This is a genomic window from Mycolicibacterium vinylchloridicum, assembly GCF_013404075.1.
GTDB lineage: Bacteria > Actinomycetota > Actinomycetes > Mycobacteriales > Mycobacteriaceae > Mycobacterium > Mycobacterium vinylchloridicum.
Map to the genome: position 1 here is coordinate 1 of NZ_JACBJQ010000075.1, position 22247 is coordinate 22247.

Annotated in this window: 21 protein-coding genes and 2 pseudogenes; 11 read left to right on the plus strand and 12 right to left on the minus strand. The window is 68.4% G+C overall.

The window, feature by feature from the left end; translation table 11 throughout:
• From HPC46_RS30940 to sucB, 4 genes and pseudogenes are all read right to left on the minus strand, one after another.
• A pseudogene (locus HPC46_RS30940) lies at positions 1-355 on the minus strand (lipoyl synthase); the annotation flags it as partial.
• Positions 352-1026, minus strand: a complete 675-nt coding sequence (gene lipB / locus HPC46_RS30945; RefSeq protein ID WP_179475912.1) for a lipoyl(octanoyl) transferase LipB — start codon at positions 1024-1026, stop codon at positions 352-354. The gene lipB and the pseudogene HPC46_RS30940, both read right to left, overlap by 4 nt.
• A 13-nt stretch (positions 1027-1039) precedes the next feature.
• Positions 1040-1960 (minus strand): TIGR01777 family oxidoreductase, encoded by a 921-nt coding sequence (locus tag HPC46_RS30950; protein ID WP_179475913.1) that lies wholly within the window; start codon positions 1958-1960, stop codon positions 1040-1042.
• 5 nt (positions 1961-1965) lie between these two features.
• The gene (sucB, locus tag HPC46_RS30955; RefSeq protein WP_179475914.1) at positions 1966-3711 is read right to left on the minus strand and encodes a 2-oxoglutarate dehydrogenase, E2 component, dihydrolipoamide succinyltransferase; all 1746 of its coding nucleotides are present in this window, start codon (positions 3709-3711) and stop codon (positions 1966-1968) included.
• A gap of 165 nt (positions 3712-3876) precedes the next feature.
• Between sucB and HPC46_RS30960 the strand changes: the two genes are divergently transcribed.
• The 3 genes from HPC46_RS30960 to HPC46_RS30970 all read left to right on the plus strand — a co-directional run bounded on the left by HPC46_RS30960 (position 3877) and on the right by HPC46_RS30970 (position 6596).
• A complete protein-coding gene (locus HPC46_RS30960; protein WP_005144581.1) occupies positions 3877-4197 on the plus strand; it encodes a hypothetical protein in 321 nt (106 codons plus the stop codon).
• A gap of 97 nt (positions 4198-4294) precedes the next feature.
• Positions 4295-6043 carry an SDR family oxidoreductase gene (locus HPC46_RS30965; RefSeq protein ID WP_179475915.1) on the plus strand — a complete coding sequence of 583 codons (1749 nt, stop codon included), beginning with the start codon at positions 4295-4297 and terminating at the stop codon, positions 6041-6043.
• 82 nt (positions 6044-6125) lie between these two features.
• Positions 6126-6596 carry a nuclear transport factor 2 family protein gene (locus HPC46_RS30970; RefSeq protein WP_179475916.1) on the plus strand — a complete coding sequence of 157 codons (471 nt, stop codon included), beginning with the start codon at positions 6126-6128 and terminating at the stop codon, positions 6594-6596.
• Here the strand turns inward: HPC46_RS30970 and HPC46_RS30975 are convergent.
• A complete protein-coding gene (locus tag HPC46_RS30975) occupies positions 6593-8116 on the minus strand; it encodes a leucyl aminopeptidase (RefSeq protein WP_179475917.1) in 1524 nt (507 codons plus the stop codon). The genes HPC46_RS30970 and HPC46_RS30975 overlap by 4 nt on opposite strands.
• A 28-nt stretch (positions 8117-8144) precedes the next feature.
• On the opposite strand from HPC46_RS30975, the gene gcvT reads away from it, so the two are divergent.
• Positions 8145-9260 carry a glycine cleavage system aminomethyltransferase GcvT gene (gcvT, locus tag HPC46_RS30980; RefSeq protein ID WP_407665582.1) on the plus strand — a complete coding sequence of 372 codons (1116 nt, stop codon included), beginning with the start codon at positions 8145-8147 and terminating at the stop codon, positions 9258-9260.
• Between the two features lie 22 nt (positions 9261-9282).
• Positions 9283-10389 (plus strand): branched-chain amino acid aminotransferase, encoded by a 1107-nt coding sequence (locus HPC46_RS30985; protein WP_179475919.1) that lies wholly within the window; start codon positions 9283-9285, stop codon positions 10387-10389.
• Here the strand turns inward: HPC46_RS30985 and HPC46_RS30990 are convergent.
• From HPC46_RS30990 to HPC46_RS31010, 5 genes are all read right to left on the minus strand, one after another.
• Complete coding sequence (locus HPC46_RS30990; RefSeq protein ID WP_179475920.1) at positions 10386-11666, minus strand: sensor domain-containing diguanylate cyclase; 1281 nt, start codon at positions 11664-11666, stop codon at positions 10386-10388. The two genes, HPC46_RS30985 and HPC46_RS30990, sit on opposite strands and share 4 nt — an antisense overlap.
• A 71-nt stretch (positions 11667-11737) precedes the next feature.
• Positions 11738-12484, minus strand: coding sequence for an adenosylcobinamide-GDP ribazoletransferase (locus HPC46_RS30995; RefSeq protein WP_179475921.1), 747 nt, complete (start codon positions 12482-12484; stop codon positions 11738-11740).
• A 2-nt stretch (positions 12485-12486) separates the two neighbouring features.
• Positions 12487-13536: a nicotinate-nucleotide--dimethylbenzimidazole phosphoribosyltransferase gene (cobT, locus tag HPC46_RS31000; protein WP_179475922.1), complete on the minus strand. Its 1050-nt coding sequence runs from the start codon at positions 13534-13536 to the stop codon at positions 12487-12489.
• Positions 13536-14063 (minus strand): bifunctional adenosylcobinamide kinase/adenosylcobinamide-phosphate guanylyltransferase, encoded by a 528-nt coding sequence (locus HPC46_RS31005; RefSeq protein ID WP_179475923.1) that lies wholly within the window; start codon positions 14061-14063, stop codon positions 13536-13538. Before HPC46_RS31005 ends, cobT begins: the two co-directional genes overlap by 1 nt.
• 14 nt (positions 14064-14077) lie before the next feature.
• Positions 14078-14731 (minus strand): DUF3043 domain-containing protein, encoded by a 654-nt coding sequence (locus HPC46_RS31010; protein WP_179475924.1) that lies wholly within the window; start codon positions 14729-14731, stop codon positions 14078-14080.
• Between the two features lie 23 nt (positions 14732-14754).
• Here HPC46_RS31010 and HPC46_RS31015 point away from each other — a divergent pair, with 23 nt between their 5' ends.
• Together HPC46_RS31015 and HPC46_RS31020 are read left to right on the plus strand one after the other, a co-directional pair.
• Positions 14755-15843 (plus strand): glycerate kinase family protein, encoded by a 1089-nt coding sequence (locus HPC46_RS31015; protein ID WP_179475925.1) that lies wholly within the window; start codon positions 14755-14757, stop codon positions 15841-15843.
• A 58-nt stretch (positions 15844-15901) separates the two neighbouring features.
• Positions 15902-16267: a HesB/IscA family protein gene (locus HPC46_RS31020; RefSeq protein ID WP_005144565.1), complete on the plus strand. Its 366-nt coding sequence runs from the start codon at positions 15902-15904 to the stop codon at positions 16265-16267.
• Positions 16268-16306: 39 nt separating this feature from the next.
• On the opposite strand, the gene HPC46_RS31025 is transcribed toward HPC46_RS31020, so the two are convergent.
• Positions 16307-16942, minus strand: coding sequence for an Rv0361 family membrane protein (locus HPC46_RS31025; protein WP_179475926.1), 636 nt, complete (start codon positions 16940-16942; stop codon positions 16307-16309).
• Positions 16943-17091: 149 nt separating this feature from the next.
• Between HPC46_RS31025 and HPC46_RS31030 the strand changes: the two genes are divergently transcribed.
• Positions 17092-18066: a carbohydrate kinase family protein gene (locus HPC46_RS31030; RefSeq protein WP_179475928.1), complete on the plus strand. Its 975-nt coding sequence runs from the start codon at positions 17092-17094 to the stop codon at positions 18064-18066.
• Here HPC46_RS31030 and asnB read toward each other — a convergent pair.
• On the minus strand, positions 18063-19994 hold the full coding sequence (gene asnB, locus HPC46_RS31035) for an asparagine synthase (glutamine-hydrolyzing) (RefSeq protein ID WP_179475927.1): 1932 nt from the start codon (positions 19992-19994) through the stop codon (positions 18063-18065). The two genes, HPC46_RS31030 and asnB, sit on opposite strands and share 4 nt — an antisense overlap.
• A gap of 150 nt (positions 19995-20144) precedes the next feature.
• Between asnB and ctaC the strand changes: the two genes are divergently transcribed.
• From ctaC to HPC46_RS31050, 3 genes and pseudogenes are all read left to right on the plus strand, one after another.
• Entirely contained in the window at positions 20145-21203 is a 1059-nt protein-coding gene (ctaC, locus tag HPC46_RS31040; RefSeq protein ID WP_179475929.1) for an aa3-type cytochrome oxidase subunit II, read from the plus strand.
• An 11-nt stretch (positions 21204-21214) separates the two neighbouring features.
• A complete protein-coding gene (locus tag HPC46_RS31045) occupies positions 21215-21634 on the plus strand; it encodes a cytochrome c oxidase subunit 4 (RefSeq protein ID WP_174401138.1) in 420 nt (139 codons plus the stop codon).
• A gap of 175 nt (positions 21635-21809) precedes the next feature.
• Positions 21810-22247: pseudogene (locus HPC46_RS31050) on the plus strand (hypothetical protein); the annotation flags it as partial.

Below are 22247 nucleotides of genomic sequence, written 5' to 3' on the forward strand. Positions count from 1 at the left end.
TCGCGTAGCGCAACCCCATCGCGGCCACACTCTCGGCCACCCGCCGCGGCTCGTCGCGATCGAGCTCGGCGGGCTTACCGGTGTCGATCTGGCAGAAATCACAACGTCGGGTGCACTGCTCGCCACCGATGAGGAATGTCGCCTCCCGGTCTTCCCAGCACTCGAAGATGTTGGGACAGCCCGCCTCCTCGCACACGGTATGCAAACCCTCACGCTTGACCAGGCTCTTGAGTGCGGTGTACTCGGGGCCCATGCGCGCCCGGGTCTTGATCCACGGCGGCTTGCGCTCGATCGGGGTCTCCGCATTGCGGACCTCCAGGCGCAGCAGCTTGCGGCCGGCCGGTTCAACGCTCACGTTGTCGATGTTACGGGCAGGCGGCCGTCGAGTGCGTCACACACCGTTTCGGCGACCCGGGCCCGGACGTCTCCGACGCCCACACGTCTGCCTACTTCCGCCGTCAGTGACGTCACCCCGGCGTCGGAGATTCCGCACGGCACGATCGCCGAATACGCGCCCAGGTCGCAGTCGCAGTTCAGCGCGAACCCGTGCAATGTCGTCCCGCGAGCCACCCGGATGCCGACCGCGGCGATCTTGCGGACCGGGCGAGCGCCCTCGGCAGGCAGCCACACCCCGGAGCGGCCGTCCACCCGGCCGGCATCCAGACCGTAATCGGCGCACACGCGTATCAGTGATTCCTCAAGGCGCCGAACATAATTCACCACATCCAGCGGTTCGGCCAGGCCGATCACCGGATAGCCCACCAACTGCCCGGGGCCATGCCAGGTGATCTTGCCGCCGCGGTCGGTGTCGATGACGGGTGTACCGTCCAGCGGCCGTTCGTGGGCCTCGGTGCGCTTACCCGCGGTGTAGACGGCGGGATGCTCCAGCAACAGCAGGGTGTCGGGTCCACCCGCGACCCGGGCGTCGGCCACCTCGCGCTGCATGTCCCAGGCAGCCAGGTAGTCGACCGTGCCCAGCTGACGCACCAGCACGCCCGCTGAGCTGGATCGGATGGAGTCGCGCACCCAGTCGACGGTACTACCCCTGCGTGGACGCGGTGGCGTAGGCCAGCGCCTCGCCGATGGTGTTGTGGTGGAAGACGAACCCGGCCCGCTCCAGCGCCGCGGGGATCGCCCGCTGTCCGTCGAGCAGTCCCTCCTCGGCGAACTCGCCGAGCAGCGTGCGCAACGCGAATCCGGGCACCAGCAGCGGCGTCGGCCGGTTCAACGCCCGGCCCAGCGCCGCGGTGAACTCCGAATTGGTGACCGGCGCCGGTCCGGTGAAGTTCACCGGTCCGGACAGTGCGTCATTGTTGATCGCGAACAACAGCCCGCGGATCTCGTCCTCCAGGCTGATCCACGGCATGTACTGTCGCCCGCTGCCCAGCCGGGCGCCAAGGCCGAGTGAGAACAACGGGCGCAGCCGCGCCAGGACACCACCGCCGGGGGAGAGCACCAACCCCGACCGGGCCAGCACCACCCGGGCTCCGGCGTCCTCGGCCGCCAGCGCCGCGGACTCCCAGTCGATACAGAGCCGGGCCAGGAAACCTCCTCCGGCAGGGGCGGTTTCGTCGACGACCCGGCCGCGGGTGTCACCGTAATAGCCGACGGCGCTGGCGTTGATCAACACCGGCACACCGGCGTCAGCGACGGCCGCCGAGATCACCTCGGTGGGGCCGATACGGCTGTCGCGCAGGCTCTGCTTGAACGCGCCCGACCACCGCTTCTCGCCGACGTTCACCCCGCAGAGGTTGATCACCGCGTCGACGCCTTCGAGGCCGGCGGGATCGAACTCGCCGCTGCCGGGATTCCAGTGCAGCTCGTCGCTGTTGGCCGGTGCCCGGCGCACGATCCGCAGCACCCGATGATCGGCCGCGCGCAGCGCCGACACCAGCGCCGAACCAATCAGGCCGGATGAACCGGCTATCGCAACGACGAGCCCCTCGACTGGCTGGCCCATTGGCGTCACAGGCCCAGGTCGGCCTCGAATGCCCCTTCTTCGAGCCGCCGCTTGATAGTGGTCAGGAACCTGCCGGCATCAGCACCGTCGATCAGCCGGTGATCGTAGGTGAGCGGCAGGTAGCAGACGGAGCGAACGCCGATCGATTCGTTGCCGAGCTCGTCGACGATCACGCGGGGACGCTTCACGATCGCGCCGGTACCCAGCATCGCCGCCTGAGGCGGAACCAGGATCGGGGTGTCGAACAACGCGCCCTGGCTGCCGATGTTGGTGATGGTGAACGTGCCGCCGGAGAGCTCGTCGGGCTTGAGGTTGCCGCTGCGGGCCCGGTCGGCGATGTCGTGGATGGCGCGGGCCAGCCCGCCGAGCGACAGGTCGCCGGCATTGTGCACCACCGGCGAGAGCAGACCCTGCTCGGTATCCACCGCGAAGCCGAGGTTCTCGGCGTCGTAGTAGGTGATCTCCTTGGTGTCCTCGTTGTAACTGGCATTGATGTTCGGGTGCGCCTTGAGGGCATCGATGACCGCGCGCGCGATGAACGGCAGGTAGGTCAGGTTGACGCCTTCGCGCTCGGAGAAGCTGCTCTTCGCCTTGGCCCGCAGCGCCACGATCTTGGTCATGTCGACTTCGTGGGTCTGCGTCAACTGCGCGGTGGTCTGCAGTGATTCGCGGGTCTTCTTGGCGGTGATCTGCCGGATCCGGTTGGCCTTCTGCGTCGTACCGCGCAGGTGGGCCAACGGTGACGGGCCCGACGCGGCCGCCGGCGCGGGTGCGGCCGGTGCGGCTGCGGCGGGTGCAGCCGGTGCGGCCGGCGCTTTCTTGGCTTCGGCCGCGGCCAGCACATCCTGCTTGCGGATGCGTCCGCCGACGCCGGTGCCCTTGACGGTCGCGAGATCAATCCCGTTCTCGACGGCCAACTTTCGCACCAGCGGGGTGACATACGGGCTGCCGTCGGGCTCGGCGCCCTCGTCGGCGGCGGCCGGGGCAGGCGCCGGCTTGGGTTCCGGCTTGGGTGCCGGCGCCGGTTCGGCCTTGGGCTCTGGCTTCGGCTCGGGTTTGGGCTCTGGCTTCGGCTCCGGTTTGGGTTCGGGTTTGGGCTCCGGCGCGGCTTGCGGCGCGGCCCCGGCATCGCCGATCTTGGCCAGCTCGCCACCGACCGGGACAGTGACGTCCTCCTCGGCGGTGATGCTGATCAAGGTCCCGGCGACTGGCGACGGGATCTCGGTGTCGACCTTGTCGGTGGACACCTCGACCAGCGGCTCGTCCACACCGATGGAATCGCCGACCTTCTTCAGCCACCGCGTCACGGTGCCCTCGGTGACGGACTCACCGAGCTCGGGCATCACGACCGACGTTGCGGATCCCGACGACTGCGCGGCCGGCTGGGCGGCGGGCTCGGGCTCGGGCTGCGACTGCGGTTCGGGCTCGGCCTCTTCGGCGGCCGGCTCCGGTTGTGCGGCCGGCTCCTCGGCGGGCTTCTCCTCGGCGGCGGGCGCAGATGCTGCGGCCTCGCCGGCTTCCCCGATGACCGCGAGCTCGCCGCCGACCTCGACGGTGTCGTCCTCCTGGGCAACGATCTTGGTCAGCACACCCGACGCCGGTGAGGGAATCTCTGTGTCGACTTTGTCGGTCGACACCTCGAGCAGAGGTTCGTCGACTTCGACGGTATCGCCCTCTTGCTTGAGCCACCGGGTGACGGTCCCCTCGGTGACGCTCTCACCGAGTGCCGGCATCTGGACGGAGACGGCCATTGTGTTGACTCCCTCGAACGGTCAGTCGTGCGGGTCGGACTTCTGGCATACCACAGCGTCGTGTACCCATCCTGTCATTGCCGGGCCGCCTACACGCACTCAGGGCGACGTGTGATTTCTCTGGCACCATCGATGGAAAGAACCACTGAGAGGAGTGCGTCGGAGTTGGGACTGTTCGACAGGTTCCGTGCCGGGCGCGGTGGCGAATCAGATGTTGGCGCCGACCGTAGACATCTGCGGGACTGGGCCGCGCAGCGCACCGGGGTGGAGGCATTCGTCGAGCCCCAGACCAGTGTCACTGAAATGACCGTCGTGCTGGTGGCCGCCGACGGCGAGTGGACCCGCCGCCCGGCCGGTGGTGCCGCCGGCGCCCGCCGGCTCGGCGAGCAGCTCGGCATCCCCGTCTACGACGTGCAGAAGGTCGGGTATCCGCAGCGGATGCGCGACTACGACGCCCGCAAACGGATCGAACGGCGCCGGTCTTGACACCCGCCCGTCCGAGCGGGCAGGGTCACATTTTGGTCGGTACCAACGGTATGAGCTACCGATCGTCACAGTTACCCGGGCGGCCTCGGAGGTCCCGATGACCATGCGTTATGTCGACACCAGCGACGGAGCCCGCCTTGCGGTCTACGAGGAGGGCAACCCCGACGGCCCGACCGTCGTCCTCGTCCACGGCTGGCCCGACTCGCATGTGCTCTGGGACGCCGTGGTGCCCCTGCTCGCCGACACCTTCCGCATCATCCGCTACGACAACCGCAGCGCAGGAGCCTCCTCGGGGCCCACGTCGTACCAGGCCTACACGATGGCCCACCTCGCCGACGACTTCGGCGCGGTCATCGCCGAACTGAGCCCCGGCCAACCCGTACACGTGCTGGCCCACGACTGGGGATCGTCCAGCATCTGGGAGTACGTGACCCGCCCCGGCGCCGGCGACCGGGTGGCGTCCTTCACCTCCGTGTCCGGGCCGAACACGCACCATTTCAGCCGCTATGTCCGGGACGGCCTCAAGCGGCCGTACCGGCCGAAGTTGTTCTCCCGCGCGCTCTCTGCGGGTGCGCACCTGAGTTATATGGCGGCGTTCTCGGTGCCGGTGCTGGCCCCGGCAACCGTGCGCGCCGCCGCCACGTTGTTACTGGGAACGATCAGCCGCGGGATTCCCGTCCAGCAGCGGCACCACGGGCAGACATTCAGCAACGATGCGGCCAACGGTCTGAAGATCTATCGTGCCAACTTCTTTCGCACACTGCTTCATGCCCCGAAGCCGCGCGAGGTCGACGTTCCCGTGCAGTTGATCGTCAACCTCGACGACCCGTACGTGCGGCCGTACGTCTACGACGACACCCCGCGCTGGGTGCCACGGTTGTGGCGCCGCGACATTCGTGCCAAGCACTGGTCGCCGTTCACGCATCCGCAGGTGCTGGCAGCCGCGGTCACCGAACTCGCCGAGTATCTCGACGGCAAACCGGCCAGCCGCGCGCTGTTGCGCGCCGAGGTCGGCAGGCCGCGAAAGTGCTTCGGCGACATGCTTGTATCGGTCACCGGTGCGGGCAGTGGCATCGGCCGGGAGACGGCGCTGGCATTCGCTCGCGAAGGTGCCGAAGTCGTGGTCAGTGACGTCGACGAGGCAGGCGTCAAGGAGACCGCCGCACGGATCACCGGCCACGGTGGGATCGCCCATTCCTACGTGCTCGATGTGTCCGACGCCGACGCCGTCGAACGGTTCGCCGACGAGGTGTCCGCGACGCACGGGGTTCCCGACATCGTCGTCAACAACGCCGGCATCGGAGCGGCCGGGGCGTTCCTGGACACTCCCGCAGAGCAATTCGACCGCGTATTGGACGTCAACCTCGGCGGTGTGGTGAACGGCTGCCGGGCCTTCGCCCGCCGCCTGGTCGAGCGCGGCACCGGCGGTCACATCGTCAACGTCTCCTCGATGGCGGCGTACGCTCCGCTGCAGTCGATGAACGCCTACTGCACTTCGAAGGCGGCGGTGTACATGTTCTCCGACTGCCTGCGCGCCGAATTGGATTCCGCCGGAATCGGATTGACGACCATCTGCCCTGGCGTGGTCAACACCAACATCGTCTCCACCACCGCGTTTCACGCCCCCGAGAGCAAGCGCACGGCCGTCGCTCCCCGGCGGGCGCAACTGGAGAAGATGTTCGACCTGCGCGGGTACGGACCGGACAAAGTGGCCGCCGCCATCGTGTCCTCGGTCAAGAAGAACAAGCCCATCCGCCCGGTCACGCCCGAGGCGTACCTGCTCTACGGCACGTCCAGGATCGCCCCGCAGGCGCTGCGCAGCACCGCCCGCGGCAAGGTGCTCTGAGTTTCGACTACCGGGTAGCCGGTAGTCCGATCTGGTGGCTTGCCGTGATGCCCGTCGCGGAGCCTGCTGCCACTGTCGGAACATGACCGCGATCGCCCGAACCCACCGGCTTCGCCCACCGTTCGACCGCCAATCCGCACTGGCCAGAGTGCAAGCCTCCGAGGACGCCTGGAACACCCGCGATCCCTGGATGGTCTCGCTCGGCTATTCGATCGACGCGGTGTGGCGGCACCGGGACATGTTCATCACCGGGCGCGACGAGATCGTTGAATTCCTCATCGCCAAGTGGCGGCGCGAACACTATTACGCGTTGCGTAAGGAGCTGTGGGCGTTCGAGGGCAACCGCCTCGCCGTGCGCTTCCAGTACGAGTGGCACGACGAGTCCGGCCAGTGGTGGCGCAGCTACGGCAACGAGCTGTGGGAGTTCGACGAGCAGAACCTGAACCGGCGCCGCGAGGGGTCGATCAACGACGTGCGCATCACCGACGCGCAGCGGCGCATCTTCGGTCCGCGCAGTCCGCAGGAGCGTGGCGTCGGCTTGCCGCTGCACTAGCCGTTGGCGGCGATATCCTCCAGCACCCCGAACATCGTCCGCGTCGGCACCCCGGTGCCGCCCTTGGGCGTGTAACCCCACGGGCCCGATGTGTTGTAGGCCGGCCCGGCGATGTCGATGTGCACCCACTCGACGCCGTCGGCGACGAACTCGCGCAGGTACACCCCGGCGACGAGCATGCCGGCGAACCGCTGCGCGCTGATATTGGCCAGATCGGCCACCGAGGACTTGAGGTCGTCTTTCAATTCGTCGGGCAGCGGCATCGCCCAGCCGTTCTCACCCTCGGCCTGCGAGATCCGGGAGACCCGGTCGCGGAAGTCGTCGCTGCCCATCACGCCCGGGATGCGGGCACCCAGCGCGACGGTCTGCGCGCCGGTGAGCGTCGAGGTCTCGATCAGGTAGTCCGGGTTGTCCTCACACGCCCGGACGATCGCGTCGGCCAGGATCAGCCGGCCCTCGGCGTCGGTGTTGAGCACCTCGACGGTGATCCCGCCGTACTGGGTCAGCACGTCACCGGGGCGCTGCGCGGTCGCCGACGGCATGTTCTCGGCCATCGGCACCGTGGCGATCACATCGATCGGCAGGCCCTGCTTGGCGGCCAGTACGACCGTGGCGATCACCGCAGCGGCGCCACCCATATCGGAGGTCATGTGGTGCATCGAGGCGGCCGGCTTGATCGAGATGCCGCCGGTGTCGAACGTGATGCCCTTACCCACCAACGCGACGGTCTTAGCCTTCTTGCCCTTGCCGCCTCGGTAGGCCAACCGCACCAGCCGCGGCGGGCGCGCGGAACCCTTGCCCACCCCGACGATGCCGCCGTAGCCGGCCTTGGCCAGCGCCTTGTCGTCGAGGACTTCGACCTCGAGGCCTGCCGCTTCACCCAAAGCCTTGGCGCGCTTGGCGAATTCGCCCGGATACAGGTGACTCGGCGGGGTGTTGACGAAATCGCGCGCGGTGGCCACCGCGGTCGCGATCGCGGTGGCCCGGGCCGCGTCCTTCTTGGCGCCGGAGGCGGTGCTCAGCGCGACGATCTTGCCAAGCGCCGCATCCTTCGGCGCGGTCTTGGCGCTGCGGAACTCGGTGAACCGGTAGCTGCCCAGGATCAGGCCCTCGATCGCGGCCTCCAGGTGCAACTCGGTCAGCGTGGTGATGACGGTCCCCACACCGGACAGCGACCGGGCCGCCACCCCGGCGGCACGCCGGATCACGTCGGCCGGCCACTCGTCGCGGTCGGCGCCCAGGCCCACCGCCAGTACGCTGCCGACCGGAATCGATGGCACGTGCAGGCGGGTGACCTGCTCGGCGCCGGCCTTGGCGCCCAGGGCCCGCAGGCCGACCTGGATCTCGCCGATGGCCTCGGCGTCGAGGAACGGGGAGCCGACCACTGTCGGCGAGCCGTCGCTGCCTTCCCCGCCCGGGCCGGTGACGACCGGAACGATCAACACGGCCCCCATCGCCCGCTTGGGCAACGAGGTCGCGACGGTGACGGTGGGGGCTGCGTAGCCGGCTTCGGTGCTCACGAGGATTCACCCTAATCGCGGGGGATTAGTGTTGTTGGCCGTGACCGACACATCCGATCTGTTGCTTGGGCCGCTCGACCGTCAGCACCGCGAGCTCGGTGCCAGCTTCGCCTCCTTCGGGGGCTGGTCAATGCCGGTGTCGTACGCCGGCACGGTCGGCGAGCACACCGCCACCCGCGAGGCCGTCGGGCTGTTCGACGTCAGCCACCTGGGCAAGGCCCTGGTGGTCGGTCCCGGCGCCGCGGAGTTCGTCAACTCCGCCTTCACCAACGACCTGCGCCGGGTCGGTCCCGGCAAGGCGCAGTACACCCTGTGCTGCACACCGGACGGCGGGGTGATCGACGACCTCATCGCCTACTACGTCAGCGACGACGAGATCTTCCTGGTGCCCAATGCGGCCAACACCGCCGCAGTGGTCGATGCGCTGCAAGCCGCAGCGCCGCAAGGCATTTCGATCACCAACGAGCATCGCTCGTACGCGGTGCTTGCCGTCCAGGGCCCACGCTCGGCAGACGTGCTCGCCGCGCTGGGCCTGCCCACCGACATGGACTACATGGGTTACGCCGACGCCGCCTACTCCGGTGTGCCGGTGCGGGTCTGCCGCACGGGCTACACCGGCGAGCACGGTTACGAGCTGCTGCCACCCTGGGACTCCGCGCCGGTGGTGTTCGACGCCCTGGTCGCCGAGGTGCAGGGCGCGGGTGGGCAACTCGCCGGGTTGGGTGCGCGCGACACGCTGCGCACCGAAATGGGTTACCCGCTGCACGGCCACGAGCTGTCGCTGGACATTTCGCCGCTGCAGGCCCGCTGCGGCTGGGCGATCGGCTGGAAGAAGGACGCGTTCTGGGGGCGTGAGGCCCTGCTCGCCGAGAAAGAGGCCGGCCCGCGCCGGCTGCTGCGCGGCCTTCGCGCGACCGGCCGCGGCGTGCTGCGCTCCGACCTGACGGTGCTCAGCGGCGACCACCCGGTGGGCGTCACGACATCGGGCACGTTCTCGCCGACGCTGAAAGTCGGTATCGCCCTTGCCCTCATCGACGCCGACGCCGGAATCGAGGACGGCGCGTTGGTCAACGTCGACGTCCGCGGCCGCCCGCTGGAGTGCGAGGTGGTCAAGCCGCCCTTCGTCGAGGTCAAAACTCGGTAGCGGCTGGGTCTACAATTTCCGTATGTCCAACGGCCTCCTCGAGTTCACGGTTGAGCACAACGCGAACCCGGCGAGCGACGAGGTACGGGGCCAGATTCTGGCCGATCCGGGCTTCGGCAGGTTCCACACCGACCACATGGTCTCGGTGCTCTACACCGACGAACTGGGGTGGCACGACGCCCGCGTGGTGCCCTACGGCCCCATCGAGCTCGACCCGTCGGCGATCGTCCTGCACTACGCACAGGAGATCTTCGAGGGCCTCAAGGCCTACCGGTGGGCGGACGGATCGATCGTGTCGTTCCGTCCCGAGGCCAACGCGGGACGGCTGCGCGCCTCGGCGCGGCGGCTGGCCATCCCGGAACTGCCCGAGGAGTTGTTCGTCGAGTCGCTGCGGCAGCTGATCGCCGTCGACGGCCAGTGGGTGCCGCCCGCCGGGGGTGAGGCGTCGTTGTACCTGCGGCCGTTCGTGATCGCCACCGAGCCCGGCCTGGGTGTGCGACCGGCCTCCGAATACCGCTACCTGGTGATCGGCTCACCGGCCGGCGCCTACTTCAAGGGCGGGATCAAACCGGTCAGTGTGTGGCTGTCCACCGAGTATGTGCGGGCCAGCCCCGGCGGCACCGGTGCCGCGAAGTTCGGCGGCAACTACGCCGCATCGCTGCTGGCGCAGGCCGAGGCGGCCGAGCACGGGTGCGATCAGGTGGTGTGGCTCGACGCCATCGAACGCCGCTACATCGAGGAGATGGGCGGGATGAACCTGTTCTTCGTCTTCGGCAGCGGCGGGTCGGCGCGGCTGGTGACGCCGGAGCTGTCCGGCTCGCTGCTGCCTGGCATCACCCGCGACTCGCTTCTGCAACTGGCCAGCGACGCCGGCTTCGCCGTAGAGGAGCGCAAGATCGACGTCGAGGAATGGCGCAAGGGAGCCGCCGCGGGGGAGATCACCGAGGTGTTCGCCTGCGGCACCGCCGCCGTCATCACCCCGGTCTCACACGTCAAGTACGGCGACGGCGAATTCACCATCGCCGACGGGCAGCCCGGCGAGGTGACGATGGCGTTGCGCGACACGCTCACCGGCATCCAGCGCGGCACGTTCGCCGACACGCACGGCTGGATGGCCCGGCTCAGCTAGCCGGACCGCACGGTGTTGCGGCCGGATCCCTTCGCCTCGTAGAGCGCCTCGTCGGCACGCGCCACCCAGGATCTCAGGTCGTCGTCGGGGTGCGCCTCGGCGACGCCGATGCTCACGGTCACCACACCCGTATCGATGAACGGGGTGTCGGCGATGGTGGCGCGGATCTCCTCGGCCATCTTCAGACCGTCTTGTAATGCGCAGTCGCGCAACAGGATCACGAATTCCTCACCGCCCCAGCGGGCCACCATGTCGGTGTCGCGGCAGACGGCCACCAGGCGTCGGCCGATCTCGACGAGGACGCGGTCGCCGGCCTGATGACCCCGGGTGTCGTTGACGGTCTTGAACTTGTCGACGTCGAGCATCAACAGCGATAGGGAGTGGCCGTCCTCGTGGGCAGTGCTCAGGTCGGCGGAGATCAGCTCCTCGCCGTGGCGGCGGTTCCACACCCCGGTCACCGGATCGGTGACGGCCAATCGCCTCAATTCGGATTCGAACTTCTTGCGTTCGGTGATATCCCGGGTGACGCCGAGGATCTCCAGGACCCGCCCGTCCTCGTCGAGATGGGGGATGACCTGCATTTCGGCCGCCACCCTCGAGCCGTCCCTGTGAAAGAACTCGTGTTCCAACCGAAACGGCGGGAGTTCGGCGCCGTCCCGGGCCGCGGCGAGCGCCCTGCGGAAGTACTTCCGAATGCTCTCGGCCGAATCCGGGGGATAGAACTCATCGAGAGACTGGCGCATGGTCTCCTCGGCGGTGACTCCGCGCAGTCGCTCGATCGCGGGGCTGACATAGGTCACCTTGCCGTCGACCGCCGTCGTCCACACCACATCCCAGGCGTTCTCGACGAGCAGGCGGTAGCGCTTTTCGGATTGATGGAGTTCGGCTTCCACCCTGTGCAACTGAGTCACATTGCGGGTGGCGCCCTCCAGGACCACCGAACCGTCTTCGCGCTGGCGTGACCGAATGAACGTCTGGCCATGCACCGGGTTTCCGTTCCGGTGCTGCCAAATCAAATCGACGGTCGCCTCGGTGCCCGGCGTCAGCTCCAGCGCGGCGGCCAGTCGGGCGCTGTGGGACTCGTCGACCACGCCGAGCACACCCGAAGCGTCGCTCAGCGCCTCGTCGGCCGTCCAGCCGAGCAGGGTCTCCACTGCGTCGTTGACGTACTCGAAGGCCAGATCCGGCTTCACTCGCAGGACGTAGAAGAGCGTCTCGCTGCGGTTGGCCAACTGCTCAAACCACTGAGCATCGGGCGTCCCCTCCGATTTGCCCATTGACACCCCCGCTCATGCCCGAATCTAATTCGCCACGCGACGTCGCGCCGCGATACGGGCATATCCACGCCTCAGGCGCGGGCTACCAAACCGATGATCGTCAGCGTCGTCGTCAACTCGATCACCGCACCGAGGACATCGCCGGTGATGCCGCCGAACCGGCGCACACAGTGGGCCACCAGAATCATGGCCACTACCAGCGCAATCAGGACGACCACCGGTCCCTGCCAGATCCGCGGCGTCGCCACGCTCGCCAGCCCTGCGACCAGCGCGCCCCACGCCACCGCGATCCCGAGCGGTTGACTGCTGGCAACCTGTTCACCCAGCACGCTGCCGCCGGCCGCGGGCACCCCGCGCCGGCACGCCAGCACCGCGCCGACCCGGCCGGTGGCCAGCGCCGTCACCACCGCAAGCAGTCCGGTCCAGCCCGGCGGTGCGCTGGCGAACGCCAGCGCCTGGGCGGCCACGGCCACGACGACGGCCGCGACGCCGAACGGCCCCGCGGTGCCGTCCCGCATCACCTGCAGCGCGCGCTCCGGCGGTCCATAACAGCCCAGTCCGTCGACCGTGTCGGCCAGCCCGTCGATGTGCAGGCCCCGGGTGGCCAACAGCAGTGCGGCGACGGCCAGCACCCCGGCCAGTGGGTTGTGCACGCCGAAGGCCCATCCGCCGGCGCAGAGCACCGCGGCGGCGAGCGCGCCGAGTGCCGCGCCCACCAGCGGCAGCGCCGTCATCGTCGAGCGGCCGACCGGCGCCCCCCGCAGCGGGACGGGCAACACCGTACCGAATGCGAAAGCCGTTGCCAGCGAACGAAACACGGTCAGTCCGATGTGCGCTCGGAGACGCCTGCGCCTTCGAAGGTGGCCATCGACGCCAGTGTTGCGACGGCCGCCCGCAGCACCGGCAGCGCCACCGCGGCACCGGTACCTTCGCCGAGCCGCAGGCCCAGGTCGATGATCGGTACCAGGTCCAGATGCGCGAGCGCCAGCGTGTGCGCGGGCTCGGTCGACCGGTGCCCGGCCTGCCACCAGGCCCGGGCCCCTGGCGCCAGGCGGTCGGCGACCAGTGCGGCCGCCGTCACCACCACGCCGTCGAGCAACACCGGCGTCCGCCGCACCGCGGCCTGCGCGCAGAAACCGGCCATCGCGGCCAGATCCGCCCCGCCGCAGGTGCGCAGCAGCCCGACCGGATCTGGGCGAAACTGCCTGGCCCGGAACATCGCATCGCGCACCGCCGCGGTCTTGCGGGTCCACGCCGCGTCGTCGATCCCGGTGCCACGGCCCACCACGGCCACCGGCTCGGTGTCGGTGAGCGTGGCGATCAGCGCCGTCGCCGCCGTGGTGTTCCCGATGCCCATGTCACCCGCGATCAGCAGATCGGCGCCGGCGTCCACCTCGTCGTCGGCGAGGCGGCGGCCGGCGTCCAGTGCGGCGAGAACTTCCTCTGCGCTCAGCGCGTCCTCGAGCGCGATGTTGCCGCTGGAGCGGCGGACCTTGTGCGCGCCGATCGCCTCGGTCAGCGGCTGCTCGCAGTCCACCGCGATGTCGACGACCCGCACGGTGGCGTCCGCGACGCCGGCCAGCACGTTGATCGCCGCGCCGCCGGCGTCGATATTGGCCACCATCTGCGCGGTGACCTCCGGTGGGTAGGCCGAGACACCGGTGTGGGCAACGCCGTGGTCACCAGCGAACACCACTACCCGCGCGTGTTCGAATTGCTTTGGCGGACAGAGTCCTTGGCAGCCCGACACCCACACCGAGAGCTCCTCGAGCCGGCCCAGTGCGCCGGCCGGCTTGGTCAGAATGTCCTGGCGCCGCTTGGCGGCCGCGGCGGCACGAGAGTCTGGCGGTGTGACCGCGGGGAAATCCATCAGTTCAACGCCTTCGTCGGTTTGACCCAGACCGGGAGCCCCGCAACCACCAGGACCACCTGCTCACAGCACTGGGCGAGTCGTTGGTTGAGTGTGCCGAGCTCGTCTGTGAAGCGCCTGGCAGACGCGGTCGCCGCCACCACGGTCAAGCCGACCTCCGGGCTGACGAATGTCAATGGCGCGGTGAACCCGTCGACCGCACTTACCAACTCGTCGACGTCGGTGGCCACCGAACCGCCTGCCCAGCCACGGCGATCCAGGGCGGCGGTCAGCCAGCCGCCCAGATCGTCGACCAGGGTCGCGGTGTGTGGTTCGTCGCGCAGAAGCCCGGCCACATCGGCGGTTTCGACCGTGCTCCACGTAGCGGGCCTGCGGTCGCGATGGGCGGCAACCCGCAGCGCCCAGGCGGAATCGGTATCGGCAGGTGCGCCGGTCGCGACGTAGCGGACCGAGGAATCGCCGGCCATGATCTCCTCAGCCCAACGTGACTTGCCCGACCTGACTCCGCCGAGCACCAGCGTGCGCACCGCGTCTGGTCGGCTCAGACGACCTTGGCGCCGCGCTCGACCTGCGGTCGCGGGGCGCGCATGCGGCGCATCTGAGAAGCCCGGCCCGCGGCGTACATCCCGAGCTTGAACGAGCCTTCGGTGTTGTCGGGGAACTTGGCGTCGACAGCCTTGTTGACCTTGCGGCCCAACAAGATTCCGTCGACCGCCATGAGCAGCATGAGCACCAGCATCGCCGGGGAGATGAACAACTGCACCTGCGGGACGGCCAGCATTACGAAGATCAAACCCAGTGCGGCGGGCATGAAAAGTCCGAGCACGTTGCGGCGTGAGTCGACGATGTCGCGCGCGTAGCGGCGCACCGGCCCCTGGTCGCGGGGCAGCAGGTAGGCCTCTTCACCCGACATCATCCGCTCGCGCCGGTCGTTCATCGCGGTGCGGCGCTTGGCCTTCTCCTCGCGGCGCTCCTCCTTGGTCAGCGTCGCGCGCATCTCCTTGCGGCGCTTGCGGGCCTCGGCCGATGTCATCGGCGCCGGAGCAACCGGCCCGCGGCGCTTGGCGGAGTCGCTGCGCTTCGGGGTGGGCTTGCCCTTGGGTGCGGTGACACCCGCCGAAGCGACGGATTCGTCGACCTCGACCGGTTCGGCCTTGGCGGCGCGCTCGTCGTTCTTTCGGCCCAGCAGCTTCACGCCTGCCAGGTTACCCTGCACGAATGCGGGTGCTGATCGCGCCGGACTGCTACGGCGACGGCCTGACCGCCGTCGAAGCCGCCGAGTCCATCGCCGCCGGTTGGCGCCAAGCCCGGCCGTCCGACGAAATCGTCCTCGCGCCGCAGTCCGACGGCGGTCCCGGCTTCGTCGGCGTGCTGGCGGGCCGGCTCGGAGAGGTCCGTCACAACACGGTGTCCGGGCCCTTGACCGATGTCGTCGACGCCGAATGGGTGTACGACGGCGCGACGGCCACCGCTTATATCGAGTGCGCCCAGGCCTGCGGCCTGGCGCTGCTGGGCGGTCCGCCCTCGATCGACACCGCGATCGGCGCGCACAGCCGCGGAGTGGGCCAGCTGGTCCAGGTCGCGCTGGACGCCGGCGCGCACCGGATCGTCGTGGGTCTGGGCGGCAGTGCCTGCACCGACGGCGGGCTCGGGCTCGTCGAGGCGCTGGGCGGGCTCGCCCTGGCCAAGCAGAAGCTCGCCGCCGTCGACCTGATCGCCGCCACCGACGTCGAACATCCGCTGCTGGGTCCGATGGGTGCGGCGCGGATCTTCGGGCCGCAGAAGGGCGCCGATCCGGCGACGGTGGAGATCCTCGAGCAAAAGATGGTGGCGTGGGCTGCCGAACTCGACGCGCTGGCCGGTGTCGCGGTCAGCCCGCTGCCCGGCGCGGGCGCGGCCGGCGGATTGGGTGCGGCGCTGCTGGCACTGGGCGGCCGGCGGGAGTCCGGGGCGGCGGTGATCGCCGAGTTCACCGGCCTGGCCGGCGATATTGCCGCCGCCGACGTGATCGTCACCGGGGAGGGCCGCTTCGACGACCAGTCGCTGCACGGCAAGGTGGTCAGCGCGTTGGCCGGCGGCGCCCGGGCCCGCGGAATACCGGTGCTGGTACTGGCCGGGCAGGTCACCCTGGAGCCCGCCGCGCTGGACGCGGCGGGGATCGGCGCTGCCCACTCCATCGCCGACTACGCAGGGTCGGTGCAGGTCGCCATCGACGACGCCGCCAACCAGCTGACGGGTCTGGCCCGCCGAACCGCGGCCGACCTGGGCGGTCAACTCGGGAATAGCGGCGGAACAAGGTACCGTTGACGAGGTGGGATCAATCCCCACGGGACCCACACAGACATCTGCTTTTGAGGGAGACGCAATGACTGTTTCCGATCAGTCGACCGACGCCACGACCGAAACGCACGGCGCGGTCCTGACCGAGGCCGCGGCCGCGAAGGCCAAGTCGCTGTTGGACCAGGAGGGCCGCGACGACCTGGCGCTGCGGATCGCCGTTCAGCCGGGTGGCTGCGCCGGCCTGCGCTACAACCTGTTCTTCGACGACCGCACCCTCGACGGTGACCTGGTCAGCGAGTTCGGCGGCGTCAATCTGACCGTCGACCGGATGAGCGCTCCCTATATCCAGGGCGCGACCATCGACTTCGTCGACACCATCGAGAAGCAGGGCTTCACCATCGACAACCCCAACGCCACCGGCTCCTGCGCCTGCGGCGACTCGTTCAACTGAAACGAAGCCTTACCGCTCGACCTGTCAACGGCCGTCCAGTCAGTACTGGGCGGCCGTTCGCAATAGATACGAGCAGACCAGCAGCTGATTGCCCTGGCGCAGCAACTGCGCCACGCCCTGCTCCTCGCCGCGGGTGCCGCGTGAGCCCGACGATGCGACCTTCATGGTGAACAACACCTGGGCCTGGTAGTTCGACCAGGGCACGATCGAATCGATCGAGGTCACCTCGGCCCCGGAGAATTGCCTGCGGAACGCATCGCTGGCCAGCTTCGCCAGCGCGAGATCGGACTTGCGGTCCTTCACCCCGTCGTACATGCCGCAGAGGTTGTTGCGGGCGATGGCCTCGGAATCGCCCTTGGACAGCGCGGTCAGGTAGTTCGTGATCGCCGCTTTGGCCGATGCCTCGGTGAACCCGCCGGCCGTCGTCGTGCTGGGCTGTCCGCTGCGGATGATCAGGACTCCCGCCACCACGGCGCCCACCAGCACGAGTGCGACCAGACCCAGCCACAGGCCCAGGCGCCGGCGCGGCTTCGGGTAGGCCACCGGGGGCGGCAGGGCTCCTGGGTACACGCCCGGATACGGTCCCGGCGCGGGCATGCCGGGCGGGCCGAACGGCTCGTCCGGGTAGGGCTCGGAATACCGGGGTGGCTGGTGCGGCGGAATAGGGCCGGCCATCGATCAAGTCTCCCTGGGGTCTGTGCAGGCCGGAACTTGAAGCACCCGCCGCAACGGGGCCGACCCCGGGCCATATAGTCGGCTCTTGTACGCAGGCTAGCGCACGACAGCGGGGCTAGTCCCATTAGCAAATGAAGGGCGGACACAACGTGGCGATCGCGGTGACCGGATCCATTGCCACCGACCACCTGATGCGCTTTCCCGGGCGGTTCTCCGAACAACTCCTGGCAGAGCACCTGCAGAAGGTCTCGTTGAGCTTCCTGGTCGACGACCTTGTGGTTCACCGCGGCGGAGTTGCCGGCAACATGGCCTACGCGATGGGACTGCTCGGCGGAAACCCGACGCTGGTCGGTGCCGTCGGCTCAGATTTCGACTCCTACCGGCAGTGGCTGGAAGCTCACGGTGTGGACACCTCGAACGTCCTGGTGTCGAAGACCGCCTACACCGCCCGATTCGTCTGCACCACCGACGAGGACATGGCCCAGATCGCGTCGTTCTACCCGGGTGCGATGTCGGAAGCCCGCGATATCAAGCTCGCCGACCTCGTCGAGCGCAGCGGAGCACCGGAATTGGTGATCATCGGCGCCAACGATCCCGAAGCGATGTTCCTGCACACCGAGGAGTGCCGTGCGCTGGGACTGGCGTTCGCCGCCGATCCCAGCCAGCAACTGGCCCGCCTGAACGGTGAGGAGATCCGCCGGCTCATCGACGGCGCCAGCTACCTGTTCACCAACGACTACGAGTGGGATCTGCTGTTGCAGAAGTCCGGCTGGTCGGAAGCCGAAGTGATGAGCCAGATTCAGCTGCGCGTCACCACGCTCGGCCCCAACGGCGTCGACCTCGTCGGTCGCGACGGCACGTTCATCCATGTCGACGTGGTTCCCGAGACGCAGAAGGAAGACCCGACCGGCATCGGCGACGCCTTCCGCGCCGGGTTCCTCACCGGCCGTGGTGCCGGCCTGAGCCTGGAACGCGCCGCGCAGCTCGCCTCACTCGTCGCAACCCTGGTGCTGGAAGCGCCGGGGCCGCAGGAGTGGACCTGGGACAAGGCAGCCGGCATCAAGCGGATCAAGGAGGCGTACGGCCCCGAGGCCGCCGACGACATTGCCGCTGCGCTGAGCTAGAGCTGCACGGGGTAGTGCGGCTCGCTGATCGTGGGCACGATGCTTCCCTCGACGAAGATGGCGTGCCACAGCATGAAGATCAGCACCGTCCACAGCCGGCGGCTGTGATCGCCGTCGCCGGCGCGGTGCGCATCGAGCATGGCCCGCACGGCTGTGACGTCGACGAGGTGACCGGCCTGCGAGGCGTCGATCATGCCGTATGCCCAGTCCATCAGCTCGCCCGCGCGAAGCCAGTGCCGGATCGGTACCGGGAAGCCGAGTTTGGCCCGGTTGAGCACGTGCGCGGGCACGATCGGCTCCAGCGCGCGGCGCAGCGCGTACTTGGTGGTGGTACGGGTGATCTTTGCCTCGTACGGCAGCCGGGAGGCCACCGCGAACACTTCGGGGTCCAGGAACGGCACCCGCAGTTCCAGCGAGTTGGCCATCGTCATCTTGTCGGCCTTGACCAGGATGTCGCCGCGCAGCCAGGTGAACAGGTCGATGTGCTGCATCCGGGCTACGGGATCCCAGCCGGCTGACTCGGCGTAGATCGGGGCGGTGACGTCGGTATGGGTCCAGGCCGGATCGAATGCCGGCAGCACGGCGCGCAACTGCTCGTCGGAGAAGCTGCGGGCGTTGCCGTAGTAGCGCTCCTCGAGGGTCAGCGAGCCACGATGAAGCAGGCTCTTGCCGCGCATACCCTCCGGCAACGGCCGCGACGCGCGGCCCAGTGACTTGCGGACCGGGCGTGGGAGATAGTCGAAAGGCTTGAGCGACAACGGTTCCCGGTAGATCGTGTACCCGCCGAAGAGTTCGTCGGCGCCCTCCCCGGAGAGCACCACCTTGACGTGCTTGCGGGCCTCCCTGGCGATGAAGAACAACGGGACCAGGGCCGGGTCGGCCACGGGTTCGTCGAGATACCAGACGATTTCGGGTAGCGCGGCCACGAACTCGGACTGGCTGACGACCTTGGCCACGTGCCGGGCGCCGATCGCCTCGGCCGAGGCAACCGCGACGTCGACCTCGGAGAAGCCCTCCCGCTCGAACCCGGTGGTGAAGGTGATCAGCCGCGGGTTGTGCCGGATGGCCAGTGCCGCGATCGCCGTCGAATCGATACCGCCGGACAGGAACGCGCCGACGGTCACGTCGGCGCGCATGTGTTTGGCTACCGAGTCCTCCAGGACCGCGGTGATCTCGTCGTAGCGAGCCTGCTCGCCGCTCGACGTGAACGGGGCGGCGCTGAAGCGGGGGACGAAGTAACGGCTGACCTTCGGCTGCTCGCCGGGGCGGATCACCGCATAGCAGCCCGACTCGAGCCGGCGGATACCGTGATGCAGGGTCTCGGGCTCGGGCACGTACTGCAGCACCGTGTAGTGCTGCACAGCGCGGCGGTCGATGGCCAGATTGATGCCGACATCGACAGCCAGGCCCAGCAGGCACTTCTTCTCGCTGCCGACGGCGGTACCGCCGGGCCCGGTGGCCATGAACAGCGGTTTGATGCCGAACGGGTCGCGGGCGCAGAACAATTCCTGGTTCTTGGTGTCCCACAGTGCGAACGCGAACATGCCGCGCAGCCGGCTCAGTGCCGCGGTACCCCAGTGGTGGTAGGCGGCGACGATCGCCTCACCGTCGCCGTCGGTGGCAAAAGCCGCGCCGAACTGCTCGGTGAGCTCGGCCCTCAACTCCAGGTAGTTGTAGATCTCGCCGTTGAACACCAGCACGTAGCGGTCGGGCTCATCGGGCGGCCCCCAGCGCAACGGCTGGTGCGAGTGCGCGATATCGATGATCGAAAGCCGGTTGAACCCCAGCACGACCCGGTCATCCGACCACGTGCCCGGCTCGTCGGGACCCCGGTGCCGCATCAGATGCGACGCGCCCGCCACCGCCTCGACGAGCGGCGGACTTACCGCAGTTGCGGGGTCTGTAACCAGGGCCAGCAGTCCGCACACCGGCCCTAGTATGCCGCAACTCCCCGATGTGCCGGGCTGGGTGTTCGGGCGTGGTCTACGCTGCGTAGTATTCGATTCGCGGAAAGTTCCCGCGACGAGAAAAATGTGGTGTGGGTGGGCCAGAACAGTCCCGATGCAGGAGGCGCCAACGTGAAGACCCGCGGTTCCCGATTCCGGGTACTGGCGTTAGCTGTCACCTTCGGTGCGCTGGCGCTCGCTCTCAGCGGGTGCAGCTACCAGGAAGTGTTCGGCCTGGGCTGGCCCAAGGGCATCACCCCTGAGGCCCAGACCAACCGCGATCTGTGGGTGTGGTCGGTGATCGCCGCGCTCATCGTCGGTGTGATCGTGTGGGCCCTCACCTTCTGGGCGATGGCCTTCCACCGCAAGAAGAAGGGCGCCCCGGTCGACGAGGAGCTGCCCCGTCAGTTCGGCTACAACATGCCGCTGGAACTCGTGCTCACCATCGTTCCGTTCCTGATCATCTCCGTGCTCTTCTATTTCACCGTCGTGGTGCAGGAGAAGATGATGCACCGGGATCCCAATCCCGAGGTCGTCATCGACGTCACCGCATTCCAGTGGAACTGGAAGTTCGGCTACCAGAAGGTCGACTTCAAGGACGGCACCTTCAACTACGACGGTGCAGATCCGGCGCGCAAAGAGGCGATGGTCTCCAAGCCCGAGGGCGTCGACGCCCACGGTGAGGAGAAGGTCGGCGCGGTGCGCGGCCTGAACCCGCAGGACCGCACGTACCTGAACTTCGACAAGGTCGAGACGCTGGGCACCAGCAACGAGATCCCGGTTCTGGTGGTGCCGGCCGGCAAGCGCATCGAGTTCCAGATCGCCTCGGCCGACGTCATCCACTCGTTCTGGGTCCCGGAGTTCCTGTTCAAGCGTGACGTCTTCCCGAACCCGGAAGCCAACCACACCGAGAACAAATTCCAGATCTCCGAGATCGAACTGCCGGACGGCCAGACCAGCGGCGCATTCGTCGGGCGCTGCGCCGAGATGTGCGGCACCTACCACTCGATGATGAACTTCGAGGTCCGGGTCGTCTCGGCCAACGACTTCAAGGCCTACCTGCAGCAGCGCATCGCCGGCAAGACCAATGCCGAGGCACTGGAGTCGATCAACCAGCCACCGATGGCCACCACGACCCACCCGTTCGACACGCGTCGGGGCGAGCAAGTGATCCCGCAGGCGAGTAAGTAGGGGATGAGCAGATGCATATTGAAGCCAGACTCTTCGAAATCCTGACCGCCTTTTTCGTCCTCGCCGCGGTTGTCTACGGTGCGCTGACGGCCGTCTTCCAGTACGGCGGCATCGAGTGGGCCGGTACCACCGCACTCGTGCTCACCGCCGGCCTCTCGTTGATCACGGGCACCTTCTTCCGGTTTGTGGCTCGTCGCCTCGACACCCGTCCCGAGGACTACGAGGACGCTGAAATCAGTGACGGCGCAGGGGAGTTGGGCTTCTACGCGCCGCACAGCTGGTGGCCCATCCTGATCGCGCTGTCGTTCTCGACCGCCGCCGTCGGTGCGGCGCTGTGGCTGCCGTGGCTCATTGCGGCCGGTGTGGTCTTCGTGATCGCGGCGGTATGCGGCCTGGTGTTCGAGTACTACATCGGCCCCGAGAAGCACTGATCGCTGGCACGAAGGTCACAATCGCGACATCACTTGGCGCCAACGGTGTGCTGCGATGCAGGTGGCTCGCCCGGTTGGGTAGTGTCTTGCCAGGGCAACGGGAGCCGTCGGCACGCTGCGAGCCAGTCCTCGGCCCGCGTGCCGCGGTGATGTAGTCGAAAGAGGACAGGCGAGCATGAGCGGGCCGAATCCGCCGGATGAGGAGTCGGGCGAGGTGGGTGAGACACCCACCGGCACAGGTTTTCAGGCCTACTCCGCACCGGAATCCGAGCAGTACACGGCAGGCCCCTTCGTCGCGCCCGATCCTGGGCTCTACGACTACGACAGCTATGACGCGGGTACTGAATACATCGACGAGCCGCGGCCGCCGAAATGGCCGTGGGTAGTCGGGGTTACCGCGATCGTGGCCGCCATCGCGCTGGTGGTGTCGGTGTCGCTGCTGGTGACCAGTACCGACACCGACAATCTGGCCACCCCGGCGACCACCACCACGGTCAAGCCGCCACCCGTGCAGGACGAGATCACCACTACCGTCCCGCCGCCTCCGCCACCCCCGCCGGTGACGACCGAGGAGCCCCCGCACGCACCGCCGCCCACCGAGCCCCGCCCCTCA